Raw genomic sequence first — 20,672 nt, 5'->3', positions numbered from 1 at the left:
CCGCCGCCCCAACGGGAAGGTAAGTCGGTTCGGATGGAGATAGTCACGACGCTTGGGGCGGGGTTCCTCGTTCTCGCCTACGTCTTGGATCAGTTACCAGCGTTGTCCGACAAGGCATGCCGGGCACTTCAGGCCCTTCGGCGTCTGCACGACGAGTGGCATCGGCCGACCCGCGACAGCGACTGACACTGATGCGCACCGCCCCCGGCGGGGGCGGTGCGCAAGGCGACAACCGACGCGTGTGGAAGCGTTCGCGTCCGGTCGTACGCATGCCACGCTTTGTCGTACGGCGGGCGCGGGCGCGTCATACGGCCTGGTCAGCCTGTCGGACGGGCTGATACGGCTGGAGGTTCGCCGACGTGATCACGGGGGCCACACCGTGCGGGTAGTGCCCGCGGCTCCATGCCTCGTAGTACACGTTCGCAAGGATGAGCAACGCCTGTCGGACGGCGGCGGACGCGTCGCATCCGGTGCTCATGATCACGGCGAGGTCGTCGTACATGCCCTCGTCGAGGATGCGCACGGACATGGACCGGCCTACCGCGGGCGGGAGGTTGCGGCGGGTCTCGGTAGGGTTGGGCTTAGCCATGGTCGGGGGTTGCTCCCGTCTGTGGTGAGTCGGGCCCGTACGGCGGTGAGGTCGCCGGATCGGGCCCGCGCTGCTTCCTGGGTTACTGGTCGTCGGTCTTCTGATTGCTTCTCGAGGCGGAAAAGAAGGCGTCTACCACTGCCCGCTCATCTTTGGCGCGCTGCTCGCGCAGGATGCCGTACACGCGCGAAGGTGTGAGGCCGATCTCGTCGGCGATGCGCGGTGGCTTCATCCCGCGTTCAGCCGCGCCTTCGATCACGCGGGGTGTGACGGCGACGGCGGCCTCGCCTGCCATGCGGAGGATGCGCACCTCGTCGAGGTCCAATTCGTTGGCGAGTTCTTCGAGGAATGAGGTCAGTTCCTCGGACCCGTCCTCACGGGATGCGCCGTAGTTGTCGGCGATCCATCGCACGTAGTCGAGGTCAAGAGTGTTTTGGTCGTGGTTGGCGTCGGCGGCACGTTTGGCGCGCTTGTACTCCTCAACGGCGGCGAAGATTCCGGCGCGTAGCTGTTCCTCAGGGCTGGTCGGCTGGTCGCTGGCGCTCACGTGGTGCTGCTCCTGTTAGTGGGGTCGGGGCCCGCCCTCGAGGTGAGGGCGGGCCGGTCGGGTTAGAACGGGGGCTCGTCGTCGAGGTAGGCGACGCGGGCGGATGCCTCGAGGGCGCGGGCGTACCCGGCGTCGCGCTCGGCGGCGAGGCGTGCGCGGTCGAGCGGGGTCGGACGCGGGCGGGGGCGGCATCCCTCGTGCCACTCCTCGCCGGTCGGGATCGGGTACCCGCACCCTTCGCAGCGTGCGGCGATGCGGGCGTCGCGGTGGGAGTGGGGGCCGTGCTCGCATGGCACCACCTGTACGTCCTTGCTGCCGGTGTAGCGCAGCGCGCGGGCGCGGTTTTCGGCCTCGCGTCGGCCGAGTCCGCACATGAAGAACCCTTGCCACTCGCCGCGGATCACACCGTGATGCGTCACGGCCCATATGAGAGCGGGCTCGAGCTCGAGGGGGCGCGGCTGCTCGGGGGCGAACAGGGCGGGGTACGTGCGGGCGAGGTGGGCGTCGAGGGCGGCGCGGTCGGCGGCCAATGCGGCGGCGCGGTCGTCGAACAGGGCGCCCTGGTCGGCGGCGGGCTCGAGGGTGAACAGGCCGTCGTCGGGGTGCTGGCCGATCCATTCGCCCCGCCACGTGCCGTCGGTGGCGTCGGCCTCGGTGACCAGTTGCGCGGCGTAGAGCGCTTCGGCGTCGGCGACGGTCTCGACGCCGGCCTCGACCTGCTCGGCGTACTCGACGGCGTCCGTGGCGCGCGCGGTGGTGTGGAACTGCTCGGCGACCTTGGCCTCGACGGCGTCGAGCTGCTGCTCGGTGGCGAGGGCGAACCCATGCTCGCGGGCGATCTGCTCGGCGTCCTCGATGCTCGCCGCGTACCGGCCGTCATCGAGGGTGCGCGGGTCGCCGTCGACGCTGTGCAGCTCGCCGTGCTCGGCGGTGATGGCGGCCGGCCACGCGCTACGGAGGAACCCGACAACGCCCTCGCGCTCGATGATCAATACGTCGCCGTCGCGGATGTCGTCGCGGCACTGTGTCGCGTTGTACGCCTCTTCGGTGTCCTCGAACCGGTGGGTGAGGATCGCGGGGGCGTGGCCGGCGCGCTTGATCCACAGGCGGGCGGCGTCGACCTGGGCGCGGGTGTGGGCGCCGCGAATGCTGAGGATGTGCTCGGCGTGCCGGCTGATCACGTGCAGTACGCGCGTGCTGGTCGGCTCGATAACCAGCGTCCGGCCGCGACCGCGGCGGGCGGCGTCGAGGGCGGCGGCGGTCTCTTCGTCGCCGATGTACTGCGCGGCGAGGTGGTCGGCTAGGGCGCCGGGGATCGTGACGTCCATGGGGGTTGCTCCCTTGGTTGGTGAGTGCCGGGTGAGGTCCGGCGTCCGCCGAGTGAGGTTCGGCGGGAGCCTTACTGTAGGGAGTTGTGAAGTGACTACACAAGTCGTTTGTGAAACAGTTTCAGATGAGAGGTGGGTCGCCTCAGCGGCGCGGCGTCCCCTGGCTGTTCACCTGGGGTCGGTGCTCCCTGTCGTCGAGCAGCCGATCAAGGGGCGTGAACGGGCCTGCTGCCAACGATGATTCGAGTACACTCGGGGTGAGCCATCGAGACGGCAGACCGAATAGGTCGGAGGGTCCCGCCACCTTGTGCCGCGTACGCGTCGCGGCACCGTCGACATGGGAAGGGCCCCGGGGTGTGCACCCCGGGGCCCTTCTCTTCTTTGAGGTCCTGCTACTTCAGTACCCCCTGTGCGACGGCCTCGCTCATACCCTCGATGATCGCGAGGGCGACCGGTCCGGCCGCTCGGCAGGCGCCGCGACGGATCGCGCGCCCTGCTCGCTTCGCGGCATCCTTCCAAGCGTTGTTGCCGCGTGCGTGCTTCGCCATGCTGTGCCCCGTTCGGGCGGGGAGAGTGGTTCTCTCCCGGTCAAGCCTTCGCCCGTGAAGTCGGGGGTTTTACAGTACGGAGCGCGCGTGATGCTCATCACATAGCCCCCGGTCCGGGGTGTGCGGTTCCCCACGTCTCGAGCGTTAGCAGGCGGCTTCCATCGCAACCCACAGGCCGACTAGACCGGCGCCCCGCCACGCCCGCCGGCCGCGGACGTCGAGCAGGACAGGCGCCCCGCATGCGGCACCGGTCGAGCAAGTCACCACAGGCTCACCCCCCGACTTCGTGTGGCCGAGCAGGCGCCCGCCGCACCATGGGCACGGTGCGTCGAGGGTGGTCGTGCGTCCGTCGCGGCCAAGCGCGCGCTCGACGGTGGCGCGGGCGCGGCGCGCCACCGTTGCCGTCTCCTCAAGCTGCAACGCCCGTACCGGGGTGAACAGATCGCCGTCGGTGCCCTCGCCGAGTAGCCGGCCCTCGATCCACACCGCTGCCCAGTGCAGCCCGTACGCGCGTGATCCGGGCGAGGCCACGGCGGCGGGCCCGTTATCCCGGTGGTTGGGCAGGTGCCACCGTGCTGGGTCGTCGCGGTCGTCGGGGTCGGGGATGCTGTCGGCGGGGGCGCCGTAGGTGAGAGGCTTGATGTGCCGGATGGGGCGCTGCACCTGCTCGGCGACGCGGTCGGCGAGGTCGAACAACTCGCGTTCGACCTCGAGGGCGGCGTCGAGGGCGTCGAGGTTGAGCGGGGCAGGGTGTTCGCGCAGCGTTAGCGGCGTACGGCCGATGCGGGCGCCTTGCTGCTCGTCGAGGTCGTCCTCGGCGAGGTCGTCGGCGGCGAGCTGGTCGAGGAATCCAGAGCACTCGCGCGGGGGCCATTCGGCGGCCGGCGGACGGGATATGGCGGCGAGCAGGTCGCCCCACTGTTCGCGTACGGCGGCGAGGTCGACGGCGGCGCGGCGGGCGACTGGCGAGGCGGCGAGGGTGGTCGTCATGGTGTGGCTGCTCCTGTGCTCAGTGCTTGCGGCGGCGGGTGCGGGCGGGCCCGTACGGGGACTGCCACGCCGGACGGTCGCGGCGGGTCTGTCGGCCCTGGTCGTCGACGACGCCGGCCTCGCACAGCTGGGCGGCGGGGGTGGCGAACTGCTCGGCGACGGTCCGCAGTACGGGGGCGACGGCGTCGGCCCACGCCCGGACGGCGGCGACCAGTTGCTCGCCGGCGGCGCGGGCGCGCTCGGCGTCGACGGCCGGCGGGGTCGGCCCGGTCACGACTGGTCCGCGGGGGCGAGGGCGTCCCGTACGGCGTCAGCCATGTCGTGTCGGCCGTCCTCGTACGCGAGGGCGTTCGGCAATCCGAGGCGCGGCCGTGGCTGCGTGGGCAGTACGGTCCGAACGGCGGCGAGCTGCTGCTCGGCGTCCGCGGCGCGCTGCCGTGCCTCGGCGAGGTCGCCCTCAAGCTCGCGTATGACGGTGTCGGCGGCCTCGCGGTGCTCGGCGAGGGCCCGCGTGCTGCCGGCGTTGGCTTTACGGCACTCGTCGCCGGTGCGCTGCTCCTCGACGACGTACTCGCGCAACAGGGCGGCCTCGGTACGGGACAGGCGTCGGCGGTCGGCGCGGGCGAGCAGTACGTCGAGGGCGGCGCGGCGGTCGCGGCGTTCGTGGTCTCGACCCTTGGCGCGGGAGTGCCGGCGGCGCGGCTCGGTGGCGGTCATCGCTGCGCCTGCTCGTCGAGTCGGTCGGCGCGACGGTCGAGCAGCTTCCGAACGCTGTCCATGCCGGTGAGCAGGCCGCGGGTGCTGCGGTTGACACCGTGTTCGTCGCGGTACTCGTCGGAGTGCTGCCGGGCGAGGGCGGACAGTTCGCGGGTGTGCGCGGCGAGCAGGACCAGGGCGGCGGCGAGGGCTTGCTCGGGTGTGCGCGGAGCGTCGTCGAGTAGCACGTCGCGAACGGTGATCAGGGCGGGGTGACCGGCGGATGCGTTGAACGCGAGGGCATCGCGTACCTCGGCCACCCAATCCGCGGGCGCCTGCTGGGCTTCGGCGTGGTGGGCGGGCAGCTTGGCGGCGACGGCGTCGAGCAGGGGGTCGAGGCCGGTCGGGCGCGGTACGGGGGCGTCGTGGATGGGGCACGGCGCGGCGGTCGCGAGGGCGGTGTCGCATGCCCCGGCGGGGCCCTCAATGCTGTTGGCGAGCTGCCGCAGGATGTGAGCGGCGGCCGGCCGGGGAAGGTTGCACGCGATGTCGGCAGGGCCCTCGTTCGGCACGGTGACGATCAGGCGGTGAGTGTCGAGGGATGCGACGGCGACGGCGTCGGGGATACGGGTCACGTGACGGTGCTCCTGTTCCTGGTTTCTTCGTTCGGAAGTTGATGAACGTGAAGTACGCCCACAGCTCGCGCGCGCGGGCGGGCCCGCGACCGGTCGCGCGCCGGTCGCAGGGGGCCCGGTCAGAACCGGGGCTCGTTGCTGTATCCGCCGGTCGCCCACGGGTCGCTCTGGGGCTGTCCGTATGCCTGGGCCGGCTGCTGCGACTGCTGCCGGTCGCCGCCCTGGTTCGCTCCGGCCTTGGTTACGACCGCGGTCGCGCGCAGCAACGACGGGGCGACCTCCTCGGCCTGAATCTCGTAACTGCTGCGCTTGCTGCCGTCGGTGGCTTCGTATTGGCGCTGCGTGAGGCGGCCCACGACGATCACGCGCATGCCGCGCTGGACCGATTCGGCGACGTGCTCGGCCTGCTGGCGCCACACGGCGACACCCAAGAACAGGGGCTCGCCGTCCTCCCATTCGTTGGTCTGGCGGTTGAACTTCCGGGGGGTGTTGGCCATGCGGAAGTTGCAGACGGCGGCGCCGGACGGGGTGAACCTGAGTTCGGGGTCGGCAACGACGTTGCCGGTCATGGTGATGGTGGTCTCGCCACTCATGGGTTACGCGGCCCTTTCGAGGGTGGGGGCGGTCGGTCGAATGGGCTCGACAACGGCGAGGCGGTCCTCGCGGGCGCGGCGGCGGGCGGCGCGGGCGGACGCGTTCTTGCACGCCCGGCACTTCCTCGTTCCGTTCTTCGCGCGGATGGTGTTCGCCTCGTCGTAGGCGTGGCTGGCCGGGCAGTGCGTGACGGCGGCGCGGGCGGCGACGTGGTTCGTCGAGCGGAGAATGTTCGTGCGGTGCGTGACGGCTTCGAGGTGGCCGGGGGCGACGCACTCGCGGCGGCGGCATCGGTGGTCGACTTCGAGGCGGGCGGGTATGGGGCCCTTGGCCTGCTGGTAGGCGTAGCGGTGGGCCTTGACGGTGCGGCCGTCGACCCAAAACGTGCCGTAGCCCTTTTCGTTCTGCGATCCGTCCCACAGGTGACAGGGGCCGGGGCAGTCCCGACGGAGTGACCAGGGGCCCGCGGTGTTCACTTTGTCGGCGAACCGGGCGGCCGGGGTGGGCCGTTCCATGGGATGTACCTCCGTCGGGATGTAGTCGTTCCGAATGTTCTTTCATGGTCGGCAAATGCCTTCCATGGATGGAAGATACATGCCGGGGGCGGCGCGGTCCGTTCGGATTACCGCCCCTCGGCGGGGGGTTACGCGGCTGCTGGGTGGTCGTCGTCGGGCTCGGCGAGGGCGATCGTCCATCCCATGGCGACCAGTTCCTCGACGACCTGCTCGGCCACGTCCTCGGCCGTGTCGAGGCCGTTTTTCCGGGCGTTCTCGACGCCCGCGCGGACGACGGCGAGGGCGGCGGCGGGAATCATCGCTGCGCCCCGGTGACGTGCCGGGCGTCGCGGCGTCCGCACTGCTCGCGGGCGACCGGCGGGCGCACCATGAGGCGGGCGAGGGCGTCGCGGTCGCGGGCGGACTGCTCGGCGGCGGCGAGGCGTTCGGCCTCTTCCTGCTCGACGGCGCGGCGCTCATCGGCGGCACGCCGGCGCTGCTCCTGCTCGGCGGCGCGGCGCTCGGCGAGCAGGGCGGGCCCGTCAAGCTCGTACAGGGTGCGCCACTCGCCGTATCCGCGGTGCTTCTCGACGATCACGTACGCGCCCTGCTCGGCCATCTCGCGGGCGGCGCGGTCGCGGGCGTGCTTGTTGGACGTGACCTTGATCGCGGGCCGGTCGGGGCGCTTGTCCCATGATCCCGTCACGCGGAACGACTTGGTGTTCTTCGTGCGGTCGGTCGCCGAGGCGCGGCGGCGGTGCGGGGCCCGCTCGGGGTGCTTCCGGTTGCGGTTCATGCGGCCGGCTCCTGGTGTGCGTAGCGGCGGGCGGTGGCGAGGTCGAGGCGCGAGGGGTGCGCCGAACTGCGCGGGCTACGGCGGTAGTTGAGGCACGGTTCGCCCGCCGGCGCGTGGCACTGGTCGTACGGGCACGGCACGTCGAGCGGGTCGGGCAGTCCCTCGACGGCGAGGCGTTCCCGCTCGGCCTGGCGCGGGCGGTACGGGGCGAGGGCGTCGCGCACGGTCTTGGGCACGTAGTCGCCGAGGGCGGCGAGGCGTTCGGCGGCGGCCTGCTCGCGCTCCTCGCGGGTGCCGCCGGTCAACTCGCGGAACGTGGCGGCCGGGGCGGCGCCGATGGCGACGGCGTGCCGGGTGGCGACCAGGGCGGCGCGGTACGCGGCGGGGTCGTCCGGGTTGACGGCGGGAACGGGGTCGTGGTGCCGGTCGACCACGTCGCGGCGGAAGTCGTGCCACGGGCGGGACACATCCGACGGCTTGATCGGGTATGGGCTGGTCGCGATGTGGTGACGCACGACCTGTGCGGCGTCCCAGTTCCGGCCGGCGGGGTGCGGGGCGGTCGGCGGCACGTCGGCGAGCAGGTCGGCCCACTGGTCGAGGGTTTCGTCGGCGGCGGCCTGGTCGGCGGGAGCGGTGCGCGGGTCGAGGCGTACGGCGTAGGCGAGCAGGGCGGCGACTTCCTGGCGGTTCACTGGGCGGACTCCTGGGGGTCGTCGAGGGCGGCCGTGCGGAACAGGTCGGCGGCACGCTGCACGCGGCCCGGGCGGGCGGCGTCGAGGGGGATCACGTCGGCACCGGGCGAGGTCGGGGCGCCGGCGGGCACCGGGGGGAGCGCGGTCCAGCCGGGCAGGAAGTACCGGACCGACCGCGGGCGGGAGCGGGCGCGGCGCCACTGCTCGCGGGCGTGGTCGACCAGGGCGGGGACGGCGGTCCGCTTCACGATCGCTTCAAGGCGGAACCAATCGGCCTCGGCGAGGGACCACTCGACGACGACGCCGGCGGCGGTGAGCGCGTCACGCAACGGCCGAAGGTTCGGCGGCACGGCGGGGGTCGAGCCGTAGCTAGCTTGCTGTACCTCCGTAGGAGGTACAGCGGGACGGGACGGGTCGGGTCGGGGGGACCGTGACGGGTCGACCTCGTCACGGTGTGACGGGTCGCCCTGACCTGCGATGTCTTCCGGGAACTCGATCTGATTTGCGGGCGGTTCGCGATATTCCGGCCTCGGATCGTCGTCGATTCGCGGACGATTCGCCGACGAATCGAGCGGATTACGCTCCTGGTTCCGCTGCTCGGCGGCACGTTCGCGGGCCCGCTGCTGGCGCTCGGCGGCCTTGGCGCGGTCGTCCTCGACGCGTGCACGGGGCGGGTTGTAGATCAGAAAGTCGTGCATCACGTAGTCGCCGGCGGGCGGCTGCCTGCACCGGGTGCAGTCGTGGCCGTGGGCGTGCCACAGGCCGGACGCGACCAGCTTCCGGGCCTGGGGCGCGGTGCCGTACAGCTGGGCGACGACGCCCGGTATCACGCCCTCGGTGAGGTGCTGGGCGGCGTAGGCGCCGGCGCGTACCCACAGGCCGAGGGCGGCATTACCGGCCTTCAACAGCTTGGGGTGCGCGTGCGCGGTGTCGTCGACTTTGAACCACGTCACGGGGGTTGTGCTCCTGTCGGGGTCGGGCGCCGGCGGCGAGGGGTGTCGGTGGCTCGTCCTCGCCGCCGGGCCAGTCATGCGGCGGTGGAGTAGGGGCGGGTTCGGGCCGGCTGGTGCTCGTCGCATCGCCACCCGCACGGGTACGGCCGTACGGGCTGGGCGCCGCACCGGGGGTTGCCGTGGGCGCAACCGTCCGCGGACGCGGGGTTGTTGCACGCGTTGCAGTACCGGCGGCCGTCGCCGCGGTGCCGGCCGTGTACGGCCTGGTCGTGGTCGCACGACGGGGCGCGGTGCTGCATGCCCTTGACGGCGGCGAGGGCGACGCGGTCGCGCTGCCGGGTGGCCTGGTCGTCGACGTGCGCGGGGTCGCAGCACTGCGGCCGGTCGCACGACGGGCGGACGCTGCCCACGGGCTCGCGACCGGTCCGCAGGATGAATGCGGCCTGAAAGGCGGTGTAGTCGCGGCCCTTGTGCCGGAACCTTCCGCCACCCTTGGCGGGGCGCCCGGTCCACAGGCGGTGTCCGTCGCCCGTCGAGCGGGTGCGGGCGGCGAACGCCTTCGCCAGTCCCTCGGGGACGTTGCGCGGGCCGGCTTCCTCGGGCATGCCCTCGACGGCGAGCTGTCCGGGGACCTGCTCGACCGGTCCGGCGTCGAGCAGCCGGCGCGTGGCGTCGAGGCTGGCCTCGGTAGCGTGGGCGGTCACTTCTCGCCCCCCGCTGTGATCGCGGCGAGCTGTCCGGCGAGGGCGCCCGTGCGCCACGCCTCGGCCGTTGCCACCTTCCCGCCCGTGCGCCACGTGATCCCGTGCGTGCGGGCGCGCGTCGGCTTGATGACGACGCCGGGTACGTCGAGGACTTCACCCGTGACCTTGTCGACCAGCTTCGCGACGCCGGCGGCGTCCATCTCGCCGAGCAGTTCGGCGAGTTTCCACGGTTTGACCGTGCGCACGATGCGGGTTTCGGTCCACTCTTCGTCGGGCCACTGCTGACGAACGAACCGGGCGAGGGCTTCCTCGTCTTCGACGACCGGCCCGGTCTCGCCCTTGCGGATTGAGATCGTGGCGACCTGCTCGCCGGTGGGGAGGTACGCCCCGACGCGCTCGGTCCCGTCGCGCTTCTGGGCGGCGTCGAGGGCCTTCTGTGTCCGGGCCTTCACGTCCTTCTGTGCGGCGGCCACGCGCTCGGCGAGCAGCTTCAACACGGCTTCCTGCGTGGCGAGGTCGCGCAGCGACTCGACCGGCTGCTCGGTGGTCGACTCGGCGGTCATGCGCTCGCTCCCTTCGCCGCGTCGAGCAGGTCGTCGCGCATCTCGCGCAACTGGGCGACGGTGGCCTCGGTCGGCTTCACGCTGTAGCGGGAACTGAACAGCTGCTCGACCTCGGCGCGGTCGGTCACGCCCGCGCTGCGGGCGGCGTCGAACAGCTCGGCGACGGCGATCACGTGTTCTTCGCCCTGCTGCGGTGTCTCGCGCTGCTGCCCGCCCTGGGCCTGCTGCGGCTGCTTGGCGGCCTTCCGCTTCCGCTCGGCGACCTGGTCGAGTTCGGCGAGGTAGTGGTCGGGGGCCCCGGCCTCGACGGCGGCGGCGCGTACCTTCGCGAACGCCTCGGGCGTCGGCGCTTTCCGGGCCTCGGCGAGGTAGTCGCGGCGCGCGCCTGCTTGCTGCTGGGCGGGCGGCTGCTCCCATGGGCCGGGCTCGGCGCGGTTGCTGCGGCGCGGTTGCTGTTCGCGTTGCTGCCGCTGCTGCCCGCCGCGGCGCTGGTGGCGCTGCCCGCCCTGCTGCCGCTGCTGCGGGGCGTTGTCCATGATCGGGGTGTCGCGGTCGCCGTCATCGATGGATCGGGCATCGATTGGGATCATGAATACCTGGAACAACATGTACTTGAGAGCGGCGCTCATGGCCTTGTTGGTGCTCTTGTCGGCCATGTCCATTGCCTCACCGGGCACGGTCACGAGCAGGCAGTCACCCGCGGGCCCATAGATGCGGTACAGCATCCGAATGACCGTGTGCGTACCTTTCTCGCCGCGCGGGCGCTGCCGGTGCTCGACGACCTCGGGGGCGATGAAACAGCCGTGGTTCCGCATCGGGCCCGCCATGGCGGACATGGCGTCATCGACACCCCGAAACGCATAGTTCTGCTGCTGGTTTCGCTGCCCCTTGGCGACCGGCATCACGTCGCTCATCACGCCGTGGATCACCTGGAAGATGCGCGGGGCATCGGCGGGCGTACCGAAGGGAGCGGGGATATAGGCCGTCTCGATGCGCGAGGTGTCGTCGGCCACGGGCGCGGCGACCTGGTTCGGGTGCAGGGGCGTGACCGTCACGGGCGCGGGCTCCGGTTCTTGCGGTGGTGGCGGATATGGGCGGCGAGGCGGGTGATCCGGCCTGCGAGCGTGATCGCCGTGTCGGGGTCGAGCAGGTCGTCGAGGTTGTCGGCGGGCGGCGCCTCGGCGAGCAGGGCCTCGCGGCTCCCGTCGGCGGAGGCGGCGCGCATCGCCCGTTCGTACTCGGGCATGTCCTCGCTCACGACGGCGTGATCGAGGCGGACGACGTTCGCGGCGTGTGCGGTGAGCAGGCGCCCGACGGCGTCAGCGTCCGCGGCGAACGCGAGGGCGAGGCCGTCGAGCAGCTGCTCGGCGCGCTCGGCGATCGGCAGGCGGACGGCGAGGCCGTCGGCGGTGAGTGTGGGACGGATCATCTCTGCGGCTCCTGGTCGTCGAGGCCGAGGTCGGCGGGCGCGGTCGGCTCGTCGAGGGCGAGGTCGCCCGTGCTGGCGTGGTAGGCGTGCGGCCTCGTCCAGTCGGCGGCGGGGAACATGCGGCGCAGCAGGCCGAGGGCGGCGCGGTGTGCCTCGCGGTCGGCCTTGACCGGCAGTCCGAGGGCGTCGTCGAGGGCGACCCATGTCGCGCGGCGGCGGGCGCCGTCTCGCTCGGTCGACACGGGGACGGTCCGCACGTGGAACGTGCCGGGCGCGATGGCGTCCAGCTGCCGGGCGATCACGCCCGTGCGGGCGAGGTGCTTCGCTGCTTCGGCGGCACTCGTGATGGCGGCCTCGGCGCGGGGAGAACTGGCGGTACGGTGGATTTCGTTCACGATCGGTGCCTCTCTGAGTGGCGGTCGTGAGAGGGCCGTCCGGGTCGCATCCGGGCGGCCCTCGGCGTTTCAGGCGGCGGCGCGGTGCTCGACGGCGGGCGCCTGCTGGCGCTGCTGGCGTTCGAGGCGGCGCAAGATGAGTTCGACCTCGGGGGCGAGGCGACCGGCGGCGCGGTCGCGGTCGCGTCGAGCGCGGGCAGCGTCGAGGACTCGGCGGGCGTTGGCGAACGCCTGCTCGCGGGAGATCACTTCGCCGGTCATGCGGCGGCCTGCTTCATCAGCTGACCAGCTGAAACGCCGTAGTGTTCCTCGACTGCTGCGGCAACTGCGGCACTTGGGGCGGTGTGGCCGTTCCACAACCGCCATGCGGTATTGCGTGCAACCTTCAACCGTCTTGCGGTGTCTGACGGAGAGCGGTCCCCTGCTCTGCGGGCGGCCGTGACGAGTAAGGCGCGGTCGTACATGCGGGCATCGTCCTTCCGTGACCGGATCATTTCCGTCCACGGATGGAACGTTAGCATGGTGGATAGGTGTTCGGTTCGGCATATGCAAGCGGAACGCGCTCTCTCAAAGCGCGTTGACAATGGGCATATGCCCGACAACAATCGGTCACCAGTTCGATCAACGCGCCGCAGCTCAGGGGGGTGTGCCGTGCCATTCGGGCATGTTCTGGACAAGTTCAAACGATCATGTGCGACGCACGGTCCACGCGCGGTATGTTCCACCCATGGAACACAAGAACTCTCGCGGGAAAGATCTCGCGACGCCCGCCGACTTCGCGGCCTGGCTGAAGAGGCAACTTGAACACCGCGGCTATGACCTACGGCCCCGGGGCGGCGGGCAAACCCGGTTCGCCGAAGACTCCGGCATCGGCGCCGGCACCGTCAGCCGCATGCTGCGCGGGCAGGCCGCCACGGAGACGCGCGTACTTCAAATGCTCGCTGACACCCTCCAAATCCCACTTGCCGAGGTGCTGGTCGCCGCCGGCGTGCTTAGCCGCGGCGAACTCCAAAACGTCCGCAACCCGGCACAGCGCGAGGTTCCGATTACCCCGGAAGAGGCGGCCGACGAGTTGGGGATCACCGACCCCATCAAGCGTCAGGTGTTCGTCTCGATGACCGAAACCCTGCGACAGCAACGAGCCGAGAACGGCGACGGACGTATCGCCGAGAACTAGCGCACCACGGAGGCACAGTGACCCACCGATACATGCCGATCTTCGCTTTCACCCTGCTCCTGGTGGGACTGTCCGCAGGCGTGCTCGGTCTTCTCGGCAACAACGACGACATGTGGCGCGCGGGACTGTTCGTCGTCCTGACCGCCGTACCGCTCACCATCGTTCGCACTGTGCAGAACTCTCAGCATGCATCAGCCCATCAACTCGCCGAGGCGGACCGCGCCGGATACTTCCGCGCACTCGACCACGTCGCCCGCGGCCTGCTCGACACCCCCGCACCGCCCCAGCCGGGCCACCGCGCCGACGATGCCGAGCAGGTCGCGGGCAACGTGATCACACTGCGCCCGCACCACTGGAAGCAATCTGGACGGAAGGCACAGTGACCCAACTCGACCTACCAGCAACCTTCCGCAGCTCGCCAACCGACGAGGACGGCGAGCCCTGGCTCGGATACATCAGAGTCAGCACATGGAAAGAAGAGCAGATTAGCCCCGAGCTGCAAGAGGGCGTCCTACGAGAATGGGCGGCCCGCACTGGGCGCCGCCTACTCGAACCGTTGATCATCGACCTTGACGCCACCGGGCGGAACTTCAAGCGCCGGATCATGGGAGCCATCGAGCGCGTCGAGCAGGGCGAGGCCCGAGGTATCGCCGTATGGCGATACAGCCGATTCGGCCGCAGCCGCACAGGCAACGTGACCAACCTCGCCCGCCTCGAAGCAGCCGGCGGACAACTCGAATCAGCTACCGAACACGTTGACGCACGGACCGCTATCGGCCGCTTCCAGCGAGACATGATCTTCGCGTTCGGCAACTATGAGAGCGACCGCGCCGGCGAGCAATGGATCGAGACCCACGACCACCGCCGTAACAAGCTCCACCTACCCTCATCCGGCCGGCCACGCTGGGGGTACATCTGGCACCCCCGACGCCTGCCCGACGGCGAGGGCGGCTGGACCACTCAAAAAGAGTGGTACGAGATCCACCCCGAGCGGGGCCCGATCCTCGCCGACCTGTACCGCGACTATGCGGACGGTCGCCACGGATTCGAGACACTGGCGGCATGGCTCAACCGCCACGGCCACCGCACCACAACGAACCGCCTGTGGGCCGAGTCGACCATCAAGCACTACATGGACAGCGGATTTCCCGCAGGGTTACTCCGCGTCCACGACCGTGAGTGCAACTGCGAGCGAAACAAGCAGGGTCTTCGGTGCCCGAACTACCTGATGATCTCAGGGGCCCACGAGGAATGCGTCGCCCCCGACCTGTGGGAGGCGTACCAGGCGCGCCGCAAGACAGTGCGCGCAACGCCGCCCCGGGCCCGGCAAGCGCTCTACCGCCTTACCGGGCTGATGCGACATGCGGAATGCCGAGGCAGCGCCACCATCGTGGGCACAGAGGGTTACGCATACCGGTGCAGCGTGCAGGCCAAGACCGGCGGAACAGGCTGCAAGGGCATACGAGAGACCCGCGCCCACGTCGAACGCGAAGTGTTGAAATGGGTGCTCAGGGAAGCCGCAGCAGGCGTAGACGCGGCGCCGTCGGTGCCCCAGCAACGCGCCATCGTCCTCGACGAGCGAACTCAAGCTGCACGCGAACGAGCGCGCCTGCAAGCCGAACTCGCCAAGTACGACGACGGCCTCGCGCGGCTGCAAGCGGACCGCGCCGTTAACCCGGACGACTACCCGCCCGGGGCGTACGAGAAGGCCCGCGACCGCATCAAGCAGCAGCAGGCCACCACGCGGGCCGCCCTCGATAAGTGCATCGAGGTCGAGCAGACACCGGACCGCTCAGACTATGAGCCCCTGATCATCAGCCTCGCGGCTGAGTGGGAGACGCTGAAAGTCGCGGAACAGAACGCGTTGCTCAAGCAGCTCATCCGACGCGTGGTTCTGGAACGGATCGACCCCACCGACGAGGAGGTCGAGGGTGGCGAGGACCGCCGGGCGACGGCGAAAGTGCACATCCATCCCGTGTGGGAGCCGGACCCCTGGGAGGACAAGCAGGTCAAGAAGCAGGCCAAGGAGTAGAGCGATCTACGTCACACTCTTAGATGTTTTACCGCAACAGCTGGGGAGCTGTCCGGGCTCGCGCCGTTCTGGCCGCGTTCTTCTGAACAGGGCATCTGAACAGGGCATACGACAAAGGGCCGGCCCGGTGGGTGGGACCCGAGGCGATCGGTGTGGACGATACTGGGATTGAACCCAGTGACCTCTTCCGTGTCAGGGAAGCGCTCTCCCGCTGAGCTAATCGTCCGAGGTGGAGACGGGATTTGAACCCGTGTAGACGGCTTTGCAGGCCGTTGCCTCGCCTCTCGGCCACTCCACCAGACGCAGGGGCGTGAACCCCCACTCCGAGCGGACGACGAGATTCGAACTCGCGACCCTCACCTTGGCAAGGTGATGCTCTACCAACTGAGCCACGTCCGCAGGTGCCGTTTCCCGGGGCGCTTCCGCGTCCCGGCGACGTGTTGAACTCTAGCGGATTCCGGAGCCAGCTCAAATTCCGTTTCCGCAGCGTGCTGCCCTGCTCACCTGGCAGCCACCTCGCCGCGGTCCCTCCCGCGACCCCCGTGACCAGGCGCCATAGACTCGCAAGCGTGCACGACCTGCCCCCTCTCGCCCGCTTCGGTGGCCTGCTCGCCACCGATCTTCGCGATGTGACCAGCGACCCCTCGGCTCTCGACACCGAGGGTTTCTGGGCTGTTGTCGCGGACTTCGAGGGGCGTGTGGTCTGTGCCCGCTTCGGTGACGTACGCCGCGAGCCGGTGCCCGCCCCCACGCCGTACGCCGCGCCGGGCGCCTGGCGCGGTCCCCGGCCCACCGACTGGACCTCCTCGCTGGACCGGGCCGGGTACACCGAGGGCGTGCGCCGCGTGCGCCGTCACATCGCGGCGGGCGAGGTCTACCAGGCCAATCTGTGCCGCGTGCTCTCCGCGCCGCTGCCCGACCCGTACGCGGCGGACGTGGACGCGCTGACCGCCCTGCTGGCCCGCGGCAACCCGGCCCCGTACGCGGGCACCGTGCGGCTGCCGGAACACGGCGTGGAGGTCGCCACGGCCTCGCCCGAGCTGTTTCTGCGCCGCTCCGGACGGACCGTCGAGTCCGGGCCGATCAAGGGCACCGGCCGCCGGGCCGAGGACCTGCTGGAGAAGGACCACGCCGAGAACGTGATGATCGTGGACCTGGTCCGCAACGACCTGGGGCGGGTCTGCGCCACCGGCTCGGTGACCGTCCCCGCGCTCTGCGCGGTCGAGCCGCACCCCGGCCTGGTGCACCTGGTCTCCACGGTCCGCGGCGAGCTGGCGCCGGGGGCGGGCTGGGCGGAGCTGTTCGCGGCGGCCTTTCCGCCCGGATCGGTGACGGGGGCGCCCAAGTCCAGCGCCCTGCGCATCATCGGGGAGCTGGAGACCGCGCCCCGCGGTCCGTACTGCGGCGGCATCGGCTGGGTGGACGCGGACCGCGGCACCGGCGAGCTGGCCGTGGGGATACGCACCTTCTGGATCGACCGGCCGACCCCCGCCGGAGCCGTGCTGCGGTTCGGCACCGGCGCCGGGATCACCTGGGGCTCCGACCCGGACCGCGAATGGGACGAAACCGAACTCAAGGCGGCGCGACTGCTCGCGGTAGCGTCGGAAGTACAGCAGCCGACGGGAAGGACCATGCGGTGACGATCTGGCTCGACGGATCCCTGCACGAAGCCGACAGCGCCCAGGTGTCGGTCTTCGACCACGGGCTGACGGTCGGCGACGGCGTCTTCGAGACGGTCAAGGCGGTGGACGGCCGTGCCTTCGCGCTCACCCGTCATCTCCACCGGCTGGCCCGCTCCGCGCACGGCCTCGGCCTGCCGGAACCCGACCTCGACGAGGTGCGGCGGGCCTGTGAGGCGGTCCTCGCCGACAACCCCATGCCGCTGGGGCGGCTGCGGATCACCTACACCGGCGGGCTCTCGCCGCTGGGCTCCGACCGGGGCACGGCGGACCCCACGCTCGTCGTCGCGCTCGTCGAGACCCACCGCCGGGCGGACACCACGGCCGTGGTCACCGTCCCCTGGACCCGCAACGAGCGCGGCGCGCTGGCCGGGCTCAAGACCACCTCGTACGGCGAGAACGTGGTCGCGCTGGCCCGCGCCCGGGAACACGACGCCACCGAGGCCCTGTTCGCGAACACCGTCGGCGGACTCTGCGAGGGCACCGGGACCAACGTCTTCGTCGTCCTCGACGGCGAACTCCACACCCCGCCGCTCGCCTCGGGCTGTCTCGCGGGCATCACCCGCGCCCTCGTCCTGGAGTGGGTGGGGGCGCGGGAGACGGAGCTGCCGTTCGACGTCCTGGAGCGGGCCGACGAGGTCTTCCTGACCTCCACCACCCGGGACGTCCAGGCCGTACGGCAGGTGGACGACCGGATCGTGCCCGGTACGCCGGGACCGGTCACCGCCAAGGCCATGCGGATCTTCACCGAGCGGGCGGCCGCCGACATCGACCCGTGACGCCCACCGGCCCCGGGCAAACGGAACGAAAGGCTCCCGCCGTAAACCTGATGACGTGCGCCCCGGGCCCGGGTACAACACCATCGTGACCACCACCCTGCGGCCCACCACGCCCGAGCGGCACACCGACGACGGCGGGCGCGCGCGCTCGTACGAGGTGTGCGTCAACAGCCGTCCCGTCGGCAGCGTCCGGCTCACCACCGACGCCCTGCTGGGTCCGTTCGCCGGGCGGATCGAGCACCTCCACATCGACGCCGCGGACCGGCACCGCGGCCGCGGCACGGTCGCCGCGCTCGCCGCCGAGGAGGTGCTGCGCGGCTGGCGCTGCACCCGGCTGGTGGCGAGCGTCCCCGCGCAGGCGGCGACCGCCCTCGGGCTGGCGGCCGCGCTCGGCTACCGCGAGCGCGGACGTGACCTCATGAAGCAGCTGGGCGAGCCGCCCGTACTGCCCCCGGACAGCGCGATACGGACCCTGACGGAGGCCGAGTACCCGGCCTGGCGGGCCCATGCGCGCGTCGACGTCGTCAACAGTCTCCTGGGCAGCGGGCTCGGCCAGGAGGCGGCCGAGGCCATGGCGGACACGGGCTACGCGACACTGCTGCCGCACGGCCCGGCCACCCCCGGGGCGGTCCTGCGGGTCCTCTCCCACGCCGAACGGGACGTGGGCACCGTCTGGGTCGCGCTGCCCGTAGAGGAGCCCGACACCCGGGAGCGGGGCGCGGCGTTCGTCTACTCCATCGACGTCGCCGAGGAGCACCGCGGGCACGGCCACGGCCGGACCCTGATGCTGGCCGCCGAGCGCGACAGCCTGGCCGCCGGGGCGCGCCGCCTCGGTCTGCACGTCGTCAGCGAGAACACCCCGGCACGGCGGCTGTACGAGTCGCTGGGCTACGAGGCGGTCGAGTACCACCTCATGAAAGAGCTGCTCTGACCGTCCCTGACCACTGCTCTAGCCGCGGTCGGCCAGCAGCCGGGCCGCGATCTCCTCGATCCGCTCCCGCAGCCCCTCCTGGCTCTTGCCGCCGTCCAGCCGCTCGCCGCCGATCACATACGTCGGGGTGCCGGTCACCCCGATCGCCTTGCCCTCGGCCTGGTCCGCGTCGACGATCAGGATGTGCCGGCCGTCGATCAGCGCGGTGTCCATCTCCTCGGCGTCCAGGCCCAGTTCCCGCGCCACGTCGACGAGCAGCAGCTCACCCCGGGCGCCCAGCTTGTCGGTGCGCTCCAGCACGGCTTCGACGTACGGCCAGCCCTGCCCCTGCGCCACGGCCTCCTCGGCGGCCTGCGCCGCCGCGTGGGCGTGCTTGTGCCGCTCCAGCGGGAAGTGCCGCAGCCGGATCTCCAGGGCGTCGCCGAAGCGCTCGCGCAGGGCGCGCACGTCCGTCAGCGCGGTACGGCAGTCGGGGCACTGGAGTTCGCACCACACGTCGAGTACGGGTCGGGCGGGATCGGTGTCGCTCATGGAAGCCAGTCTTCCAGCCCCCGCGGACTCCTCCGAACCCGGAGATGACCCTGATCCCGGGCCCCGGCTGTGGCCCTTGCCGCCCTGCGGGGTGCACGATGGACATATTGACCCGTCGGCGGGAGGAACCGATGCTGACCGACACCATCTGCGCCGCGCTGTCCGCGGCCGGTCTGGGCATCGCCGGTCTGACCGCGTACCGCAAGCGCTTCCGGACCGCGGCCCGCATAGCGGCCTACGCGCTGCTGCCGGTGGGCCTGGCGATGACCGGGGTCCTGGACTGGCTGACCGATCTGGTCTTCAACCCGACCGTCTGGGCGGGCTTCGGCCTGCTCGGGCTCTCCTGGCTGCTGTTCACGGTGAGCCGGGCGGCCGAGCGCCGGGCGGGCGGCACCCGCAAGGAGCGGCGCGCGGCGGCCGCCGCGGAGCGGAACGGGGCACTGGCCCCGGGCGCCTCGGAACCCGCATTGGGCTCCGGTCGCGGGGCCACCGGAGCGAAGGCGGCGGACAAGCGGAAACCGACCGCGGCAAGCAGCTCCGGTACAGAAGATTTCTCAGACATCGAGGCCATTCTCAAAAAGCACGGGATCTGACAAGCTCCCGATCAAAAATCGCTCGCTGGTCGCAGCGGGGCTTCGCGCTGCGCCATGATCTCCGGCGAGATGCTGCAATCACCCGGGGAGCAATCCCCTATCGAAGGACCCCCTGTTCCACCGAGCGACGAGCCACGCGGCTGCCTGTTCGCCCTCTCCCAGCCGCCGCTGATGCTTTTCCTCGCCTTCATAGGCATGCTGCTCTTCGGCACCGCGCTCCATGACCTCTACCGATGGTGACGCGACCCGGTGGCGCGGCGCCCCGCCGCGCGCCCCTGGGCTCAGCGGGCTCAGCCCGCGGCCTCCTTGCGCCGCGCGCGATACGCGGCGACGTGCAGGCGGTTGCCGCAGGTGCGGCTGTCGCAGTAGCGCCGGGAGCGGTTGCGCGACAGGTCCACGAAGGCGAACCGGCAGTCCGGGGCCTCACAGCGCCGCAGCCGCTCGTGTTCGCCCGCCACCACGAGGAACGCCAGCGCCATGCCGCCGTCGGCCGCGAGATGGTCGGCCAGGGACGCTCCCGGGGCGAAGTAGTGCACATGCCAGTCGTAGCCGTCGTGGTCGGTCAGCCGGGGAGTGGTCCCGGCCGCCGCGATCATCGTGTTGAGCAGCTCGGCGGTGTGCCGGGGGCCGTTGCCGGCCGTGGCGAAGACCTCGGTGAACCGGGCCCGTACGGACCGTACGGCGGTCAGGTCGCGCTCACCGAGCGTGCCGATGTCACTGATGGTGTTGCGCTCGACGAACCGGCGCAGCGCGGCGACGTCCGCGAGGCGATCCTCGCTCCCGTCCCCGGGTGGCGCGGTGTTCACCAGGTCGACGACCGCGTCGAGCGCGCACCGGGTGTCGTGGTTGATCAGCACGATTGGCTCCCTGGCCCGCTGGGTCGGCGGTGCTCCTCGACTGCCCCTCCGATGCGCTCGACTCTAGCGGCGCCGGGCCCGGAACGTGACACGGCTGTGTCCGCTCCGGACCGTGATACGGAGCGTGACGCGGCGGTGCC

General features: G+C 71.2%; 29 protein-coding genes and 3 tRNA genes. 9 read left to right on the top strand and 23 right to left on the bottom strand.

The window, feature by feature from the left end; all coding sequences use genetic code 11:
• Positions 1–304: 304 nt before the first annotated feature.
• The 18 genes from SSOG_RS08010 to SSOG_RS07925 all read right to left on the bottom strand — a co-directional run bounded on the left by SSOG_RS08010 (position 305) and on the right by SSOG_RS07925 (position 11,953).
• The gene (locus SSOG_RS08010) at positions 305–589 is read right to left on the bottom strand and encodes a hypothetical protein (RefSeq protein ID WP_009713705.1); all 285 of its coding nucleotides are present in this window, start codon (positions 587–589) and stop codon (positions 305–307) included.
• An 82-nt stretch (positions 590–671) separates the two neighbouring features.
• Complete coding sequence (locus SSOG_RS08005) at positions 672–1,136, bottom strand: hypothetical protein (RefSeq protein ID WP_009713704.1); 465 nt, start codon at positions 1,134–1,136, stop codon at positions 672–674.
• A gap of 62 nt (positions 1,137–1,198) precedes the next feature.
• Positions 1,199–2,464 carry a hypothetical protein gene (locus SSOG_RS54750; RefSeq protein WP_009713703.1) on the bottom strand — a complete coding sequence of 422 codons (1,266 nt, stop codon included), beginning with the start codon at positions 2,462–2,464 and terminating at the stop codon, positions 1,199–1,201.
• A gap of 692 nt (positions 2,465–3,156) precedes the next feature.
• Positions 3,157–4,002: a hypothetical protein gene (locus SSOG_RS07995; protein ID WP_009713702.1), complete on the bottom strand. Its 846-nt coding sequence runs from the start codon at positions 4,000–4,002 to the stop codon at positions 3,157–3,159.
• Positions 4,003–4,021: 19 nt separating this feature from the next.
• Complete coding sequence (locus SSOG_RS07990; RefSeq protein ID WP_009713701.1) at positions 4,022–4,276, bottom strand: hypothetical protein; 255 nt, start codon at positions 4,274–4,276, stop codon at positions 4,022–4,024.
• A complete protein-coding gene (locus SSOG_RS07985; protein ID WP_009713700.1) occupies positions 4,273–4,719 on the bottom strand; it encodes a hypothetical protein in 447 nt (148 codons plus the stop codon). Before SSOG_RS07985 ends, SSOG_RS07990 begins: the two co-directional genes overlap by 4 nt.
• Positions 4,716–5,333 carry a hypothetical protein gene (locus SSOG_RS07980; protein ID WP_039936887.1) on the bottom strand — a complete coding sequence of 206 codons (618 nt, stop codon included), beginning with the start codon at positions 5,331–5,333 and terminating at the stop codon, positions 4,716–4,718. The genes SSOG_RS07985 and SSOG_RS07980 overlap by 4 nt, the downstream gene beginning before the upstream one ends.
• A gap of 119 nt (positions 5,334–5,452) precedes the next feature.
• Positions 5,453–5,926, bottom strand: a complete 474-nt coding sequence (locus tag SSOG_RS07975) for a single-stranded DNA-binding protein (protein ID WP_009713698.1) — start codon at positions 5,924–5,926, stop codon at positions 5,453–5,455.
• A gap of 3 nt (positions 5,927–5,929) precedes the next feature.
• Positions 5,930–6,442, bottom strand: a complete 513-nt coding sequence (locus SSOG_RS07970) for an HNH endonuclease signature motif containing protein (protein WP_009713697.1) — start codon at positions 6,440–6,442, stop codon at positions 5,930–5,932.
• Positions 6,443–6,570: 128 nt separating this feature from the next.
• On the bottom strand, positions 6,571–6,741 hold the full coding sequence (locus tag SSOG_RS53360; protein WP_167542473.1) for a hypothetical protein: 171 nt from the start codon (positions 6,739–6,741) through the stop codon (positions 6,571–6,573).
• The gene (locus SSOG_RS07960) at positions 6,738–7,217 is read right to left on the bottom strand and encodes a hypothetical protein (RefSeq protein ID WP_009713695.1); all 480 of its coding nucleotides are present in this window, start codon (positions 7,215–7,217) and stop codon (positions 6,738–6,740) included. The genes SSOG_RS53360 and SSOG_RS07960 overlap by 4 nt, the downstream gene beginning before the upstream one ends.
• Entirely contained in the window at positions 7,214–7,909 is a 696-nt protein-coding gene (locus tag SSOG_RS07955) for a zinc finger domain-containing protein (RefSeq protein ID WP_009713694.1), read from the bottom strand. The genes SSOG_RS07960 and SSOG_RS07955 overlap by 4 nt, the downstream gene beginning before the upstream one ends.
• Positions 7,906–8,862 carry a hypothetical protein gene (locus SSOG_RS07950; protein WP_039936885.1) on the bottom strand — a complete coding sequence of 319 codons (957 nt, stop codon included), beginning with the start codon at positions 8,860–8,862 and terminating at the stop codon, positions 7,906–7,908. Before SSOG_RS07950 ends, SSOG_RS07955 begins: the two co-directional genes overlap by 4 nt.
• A gap of 74 nt (positions 8,863–8,936) precedes the next feature.
• Positions 8,937–9,566: a hypothetical protein gene (locus SSOG_RS07945; RefSeq protein ID WP_245606242.1), complete on the bottom strand. Its 630-nt coding sequence runs from the start codon at positions 9,564–9,566 to the stop codon at positions 8,937–8,939.
• Positions 9,563–10,129 (bottom strand): hypothetical protein, encoded by a 567-nt coding sequence (locus SSOG_RS07940; protein ID WP_009713691.1) that lies wholly within the window; start codon positions 10,127–10,129, stop codon positions 9,563–9,565. Before SSOG_RS07940 ends, SSOG_RS07945 begins: the two co-directional genes overlap by 4 nt.
• Positions 10,126–11,184, bottom strand: coding sequence for an ERF family protein (locus tag SSOG_RS07935; protein WP_009713690.1), 1,059 nt, complete (start codon positions 11,182–11,184; stop codon positions 10,126–10,128). Before SSOG_RS07935 ends, SSOG_RS07940 begins: the two co-directional genes overlap by 4 nt.
• On the bottom strand, positions 11,181–11,558 hold the full coding sequence (locus SSOG_RS07930) for a hypothetical protein (protein ID WP_009713689.1): 378 nt from the start codon (positions 11,556–11,558) through the stop codon (positions 11,181–11,183). The genes SSOG_RS07935 and SSOG_RS07930 overlap by 4 nt, the downstream gene beginning before the upstream one ends.
• Positions 11,555–11,953 (bottom strand): hypothetical protein, encoded by a 399-nt coding sequence (locus SSOG_RS07925; protein ID WP_009713688.1) that lies wholly within the window; start codon positions 11,951–11,953, stop codon positions 11,555–11,557. The genes SSOG_RS07930 and SSOG_RS07925 overlap by 4 nt, the downstream gene beginning before the upstream one ends.
• A gap of 84 nt (positions 11,954–12,037) precedes the next feature.
• Between SSOG_RS07925 and SSOG_RS53355 the strand changes: the two genes are divergently transcribed.
• The 4 genes from SSOG_RS53355 to SSOG_RS07905 all read left to right on the top strand — a co-directional run bounded on the left by SSOG_RS53355 (position 12,038) and on the right by SSOG_RS07905 (position 15,162).
• Entirely contained in the window at positions 12,038–12,238 is a 201-nt protein-coding gene (locus tag SSOG_RS53355; RefSeq protein WP_009713687.1) for a hypothetical protein, read from the top strand.
• 442 nt (positions 12,239–12,680) lie between these two features.
• On the top strand, positions 12,681–13,130 hold the full coding sequence (locus SSOG_RS07915) for a helix-turn-helix domain-containing protein (protein WP_009713686.1): 450 nt from the start codon (positions 12,681–12,683) through the stop codon (positions 13,128–13,130).
• Between the two features lie 32 nt (positions 13,131–13,162).
• Complete coding sequence (locus SSOG_RS07910) at positions 13,163–13,513, top strand: hypothetical protein (protein ID WP_039936881.1); 351 nt, start codon at positions 13,163–13,165, stop codon at positions 13,511–13,513.
• Positions 13,510–15,162: a recombinase family protein gene (locus SSOG_RS07905; protein WP_009713684.1), complete on the top strand. Its 1,653-nt coding sequence runs from the start codon at positions 13,510–13,512 to the stop codon at positions 15,160–15,162. Before SSOG_RS07910 ends, SSOG_RS07905 begins: the two co-directional genes overlap by 4 nt.
• A gap of 153 nt (positions 15,163–15,315) precedes the next feature.
• On the opposite strand, the gene SSOG_RS07900 is transcribed toward SSOG_RS07905, so the two are convergent.
• From SSOG_RS07900 to SSOG_RS07890, 3 genes are all read right to left on the bottom strand, one after another.
• Positions 15,316–15,388 (bottom strand) — tRNA-Val (locus SSOG_RS07900).
• A gap of 1 nt (position 15,389) precedes the next feature.
• Positions 15,390–15,460, bottom strand: a tRNA-Cys gene (locus SSOG_RS07895).
• 28 nt (positions 15,461–15,488) lie between these two features.
• Positions 15,489–15,561, bottom strand: a tRNA-Gly gene (locus tag SSOG_RS07890).
• Positions 15,562–15,731: 170 nt separating this feature from the next.
• Between SSOG_RS07890 and SSOG_RS07885 the strand changes: the two genes are divergently transcribed.
• From SSOG_RS07885 to SSOG_RS07875, 3 genes are all read left to right on the top strand, one after another.
• Positions 15,732–16,802, top strand: coding sequence for a chorismate-binding protein (locus SSOG_RS07885; protein ID WP_039936880.1), 1,071 nt, complete (start codon positions 15,732–15,734; stop codon positions 16,800–16,802).
• Positions 16,799–17,620: an aminotransferase class IV gene (locus SSOG_RS07880; RefSeq protein ID WP_009713682.1), complete on the top strand. Its 822-nt coding sequence runs from the start codon at positions 16,799–16,801 to the stop codon at positions 17,618–17,620. Before SSOG_RS07885 ends, SSOG_RS07880 begins: the two co-directional genes overlap by 4 nt.
• A gap of 85 nt (positions 17,621–17,705) precedes the next feature.
• A complete protein-coding gene (locus SSOG_RS07875) occupies positions 17,706–18,551 on the top strand; it encodes a GNAT family N-acetyltransferase (protein WP_039940792.1) in 846 nt (281 codons plus the stop codon).
• A gap of 18 nt (positions 18,552–18,569) precedes the next feature.
• Here the strand turns inward: SSOG_RS07875 and SSOG_RS07870 are convergent, their stop codons facing one another.
• Positions 18,570–19,082 (bottom strand): DsbA family protein, encoded by a 513-nt coding sequence (locus SSOG_RS07870; RefSeq protein WP_039936876.1) that lies wholly within the window; start codon positions 19,080–19,082, stop codon positions 18,570–18,572.
• 131 nt (positions 19,083–19,213) lie between these two features.
• Between SSOG_RS07870 and SSOG_RS07865 the strand changes: the two genes are divergently transcribed.
• Both SSOG_RS07865 and SSOG_RS52250 read left to right on the top strand, forming a co-directional pair.
• Positions 19,214–19,675 carry a hypothetical protein gene (locus SSOG_RS07865; RefSeq protein WP_039936874.1) on the top strand — a complete coding sequence of 154 codons (462 nt, stop codon included), beginning with the start codon at positions 19,214–19,216 and terminating at the stop codon, positions 19,673–19,675.
• 54 nt (positions 19,676–19,729) lie between these two features.
• Positions 19,730–19,915, top strand: coding sequence for a hypothetical protein (locus tag SSOG_RS52250; RefSeq protein WP_009713678.1), 186 nt, complete (start codon positions 19,730–19,732; stop codon positions 19,913–19,915).
• A gap of 50 nt (positions 19,916–19,965) precedes the next feature.
• Here SSOG_RS52250 and SSOG_RS07860 read toward each other — a convergent pair whose 3' ends face one another.
• On the bottom strand, positions 19,966–20,532 hold the full coding sequence (locus SSOG_RS07860; RefSeq protein WP_009713677.1) for a CGNR zinc finger domain-containing protein: 567 nt from the start codon (positions 20,530–20,532) through the stop codon (positions 19,966–19,968).
• Positions 20,533–20,672 lie beyond the last annotated feature (140 nt).

The organism is Streptomyces himastatinicus ATCC 53653 (assembly GCF_000158915.1).
GTDB classification, from domain to species: Bacteria; Actinomycetota; Actinomycetes; order Streptomycetales; family Streptomycetaceae; genus Streptomyces; species Streptomyces himastatinicus.
The sequence above is the reverse complement of the archived record's forward strand: the minus strand, read 5'-3'. Positions and strand labels throughout refer to the sequence as shown.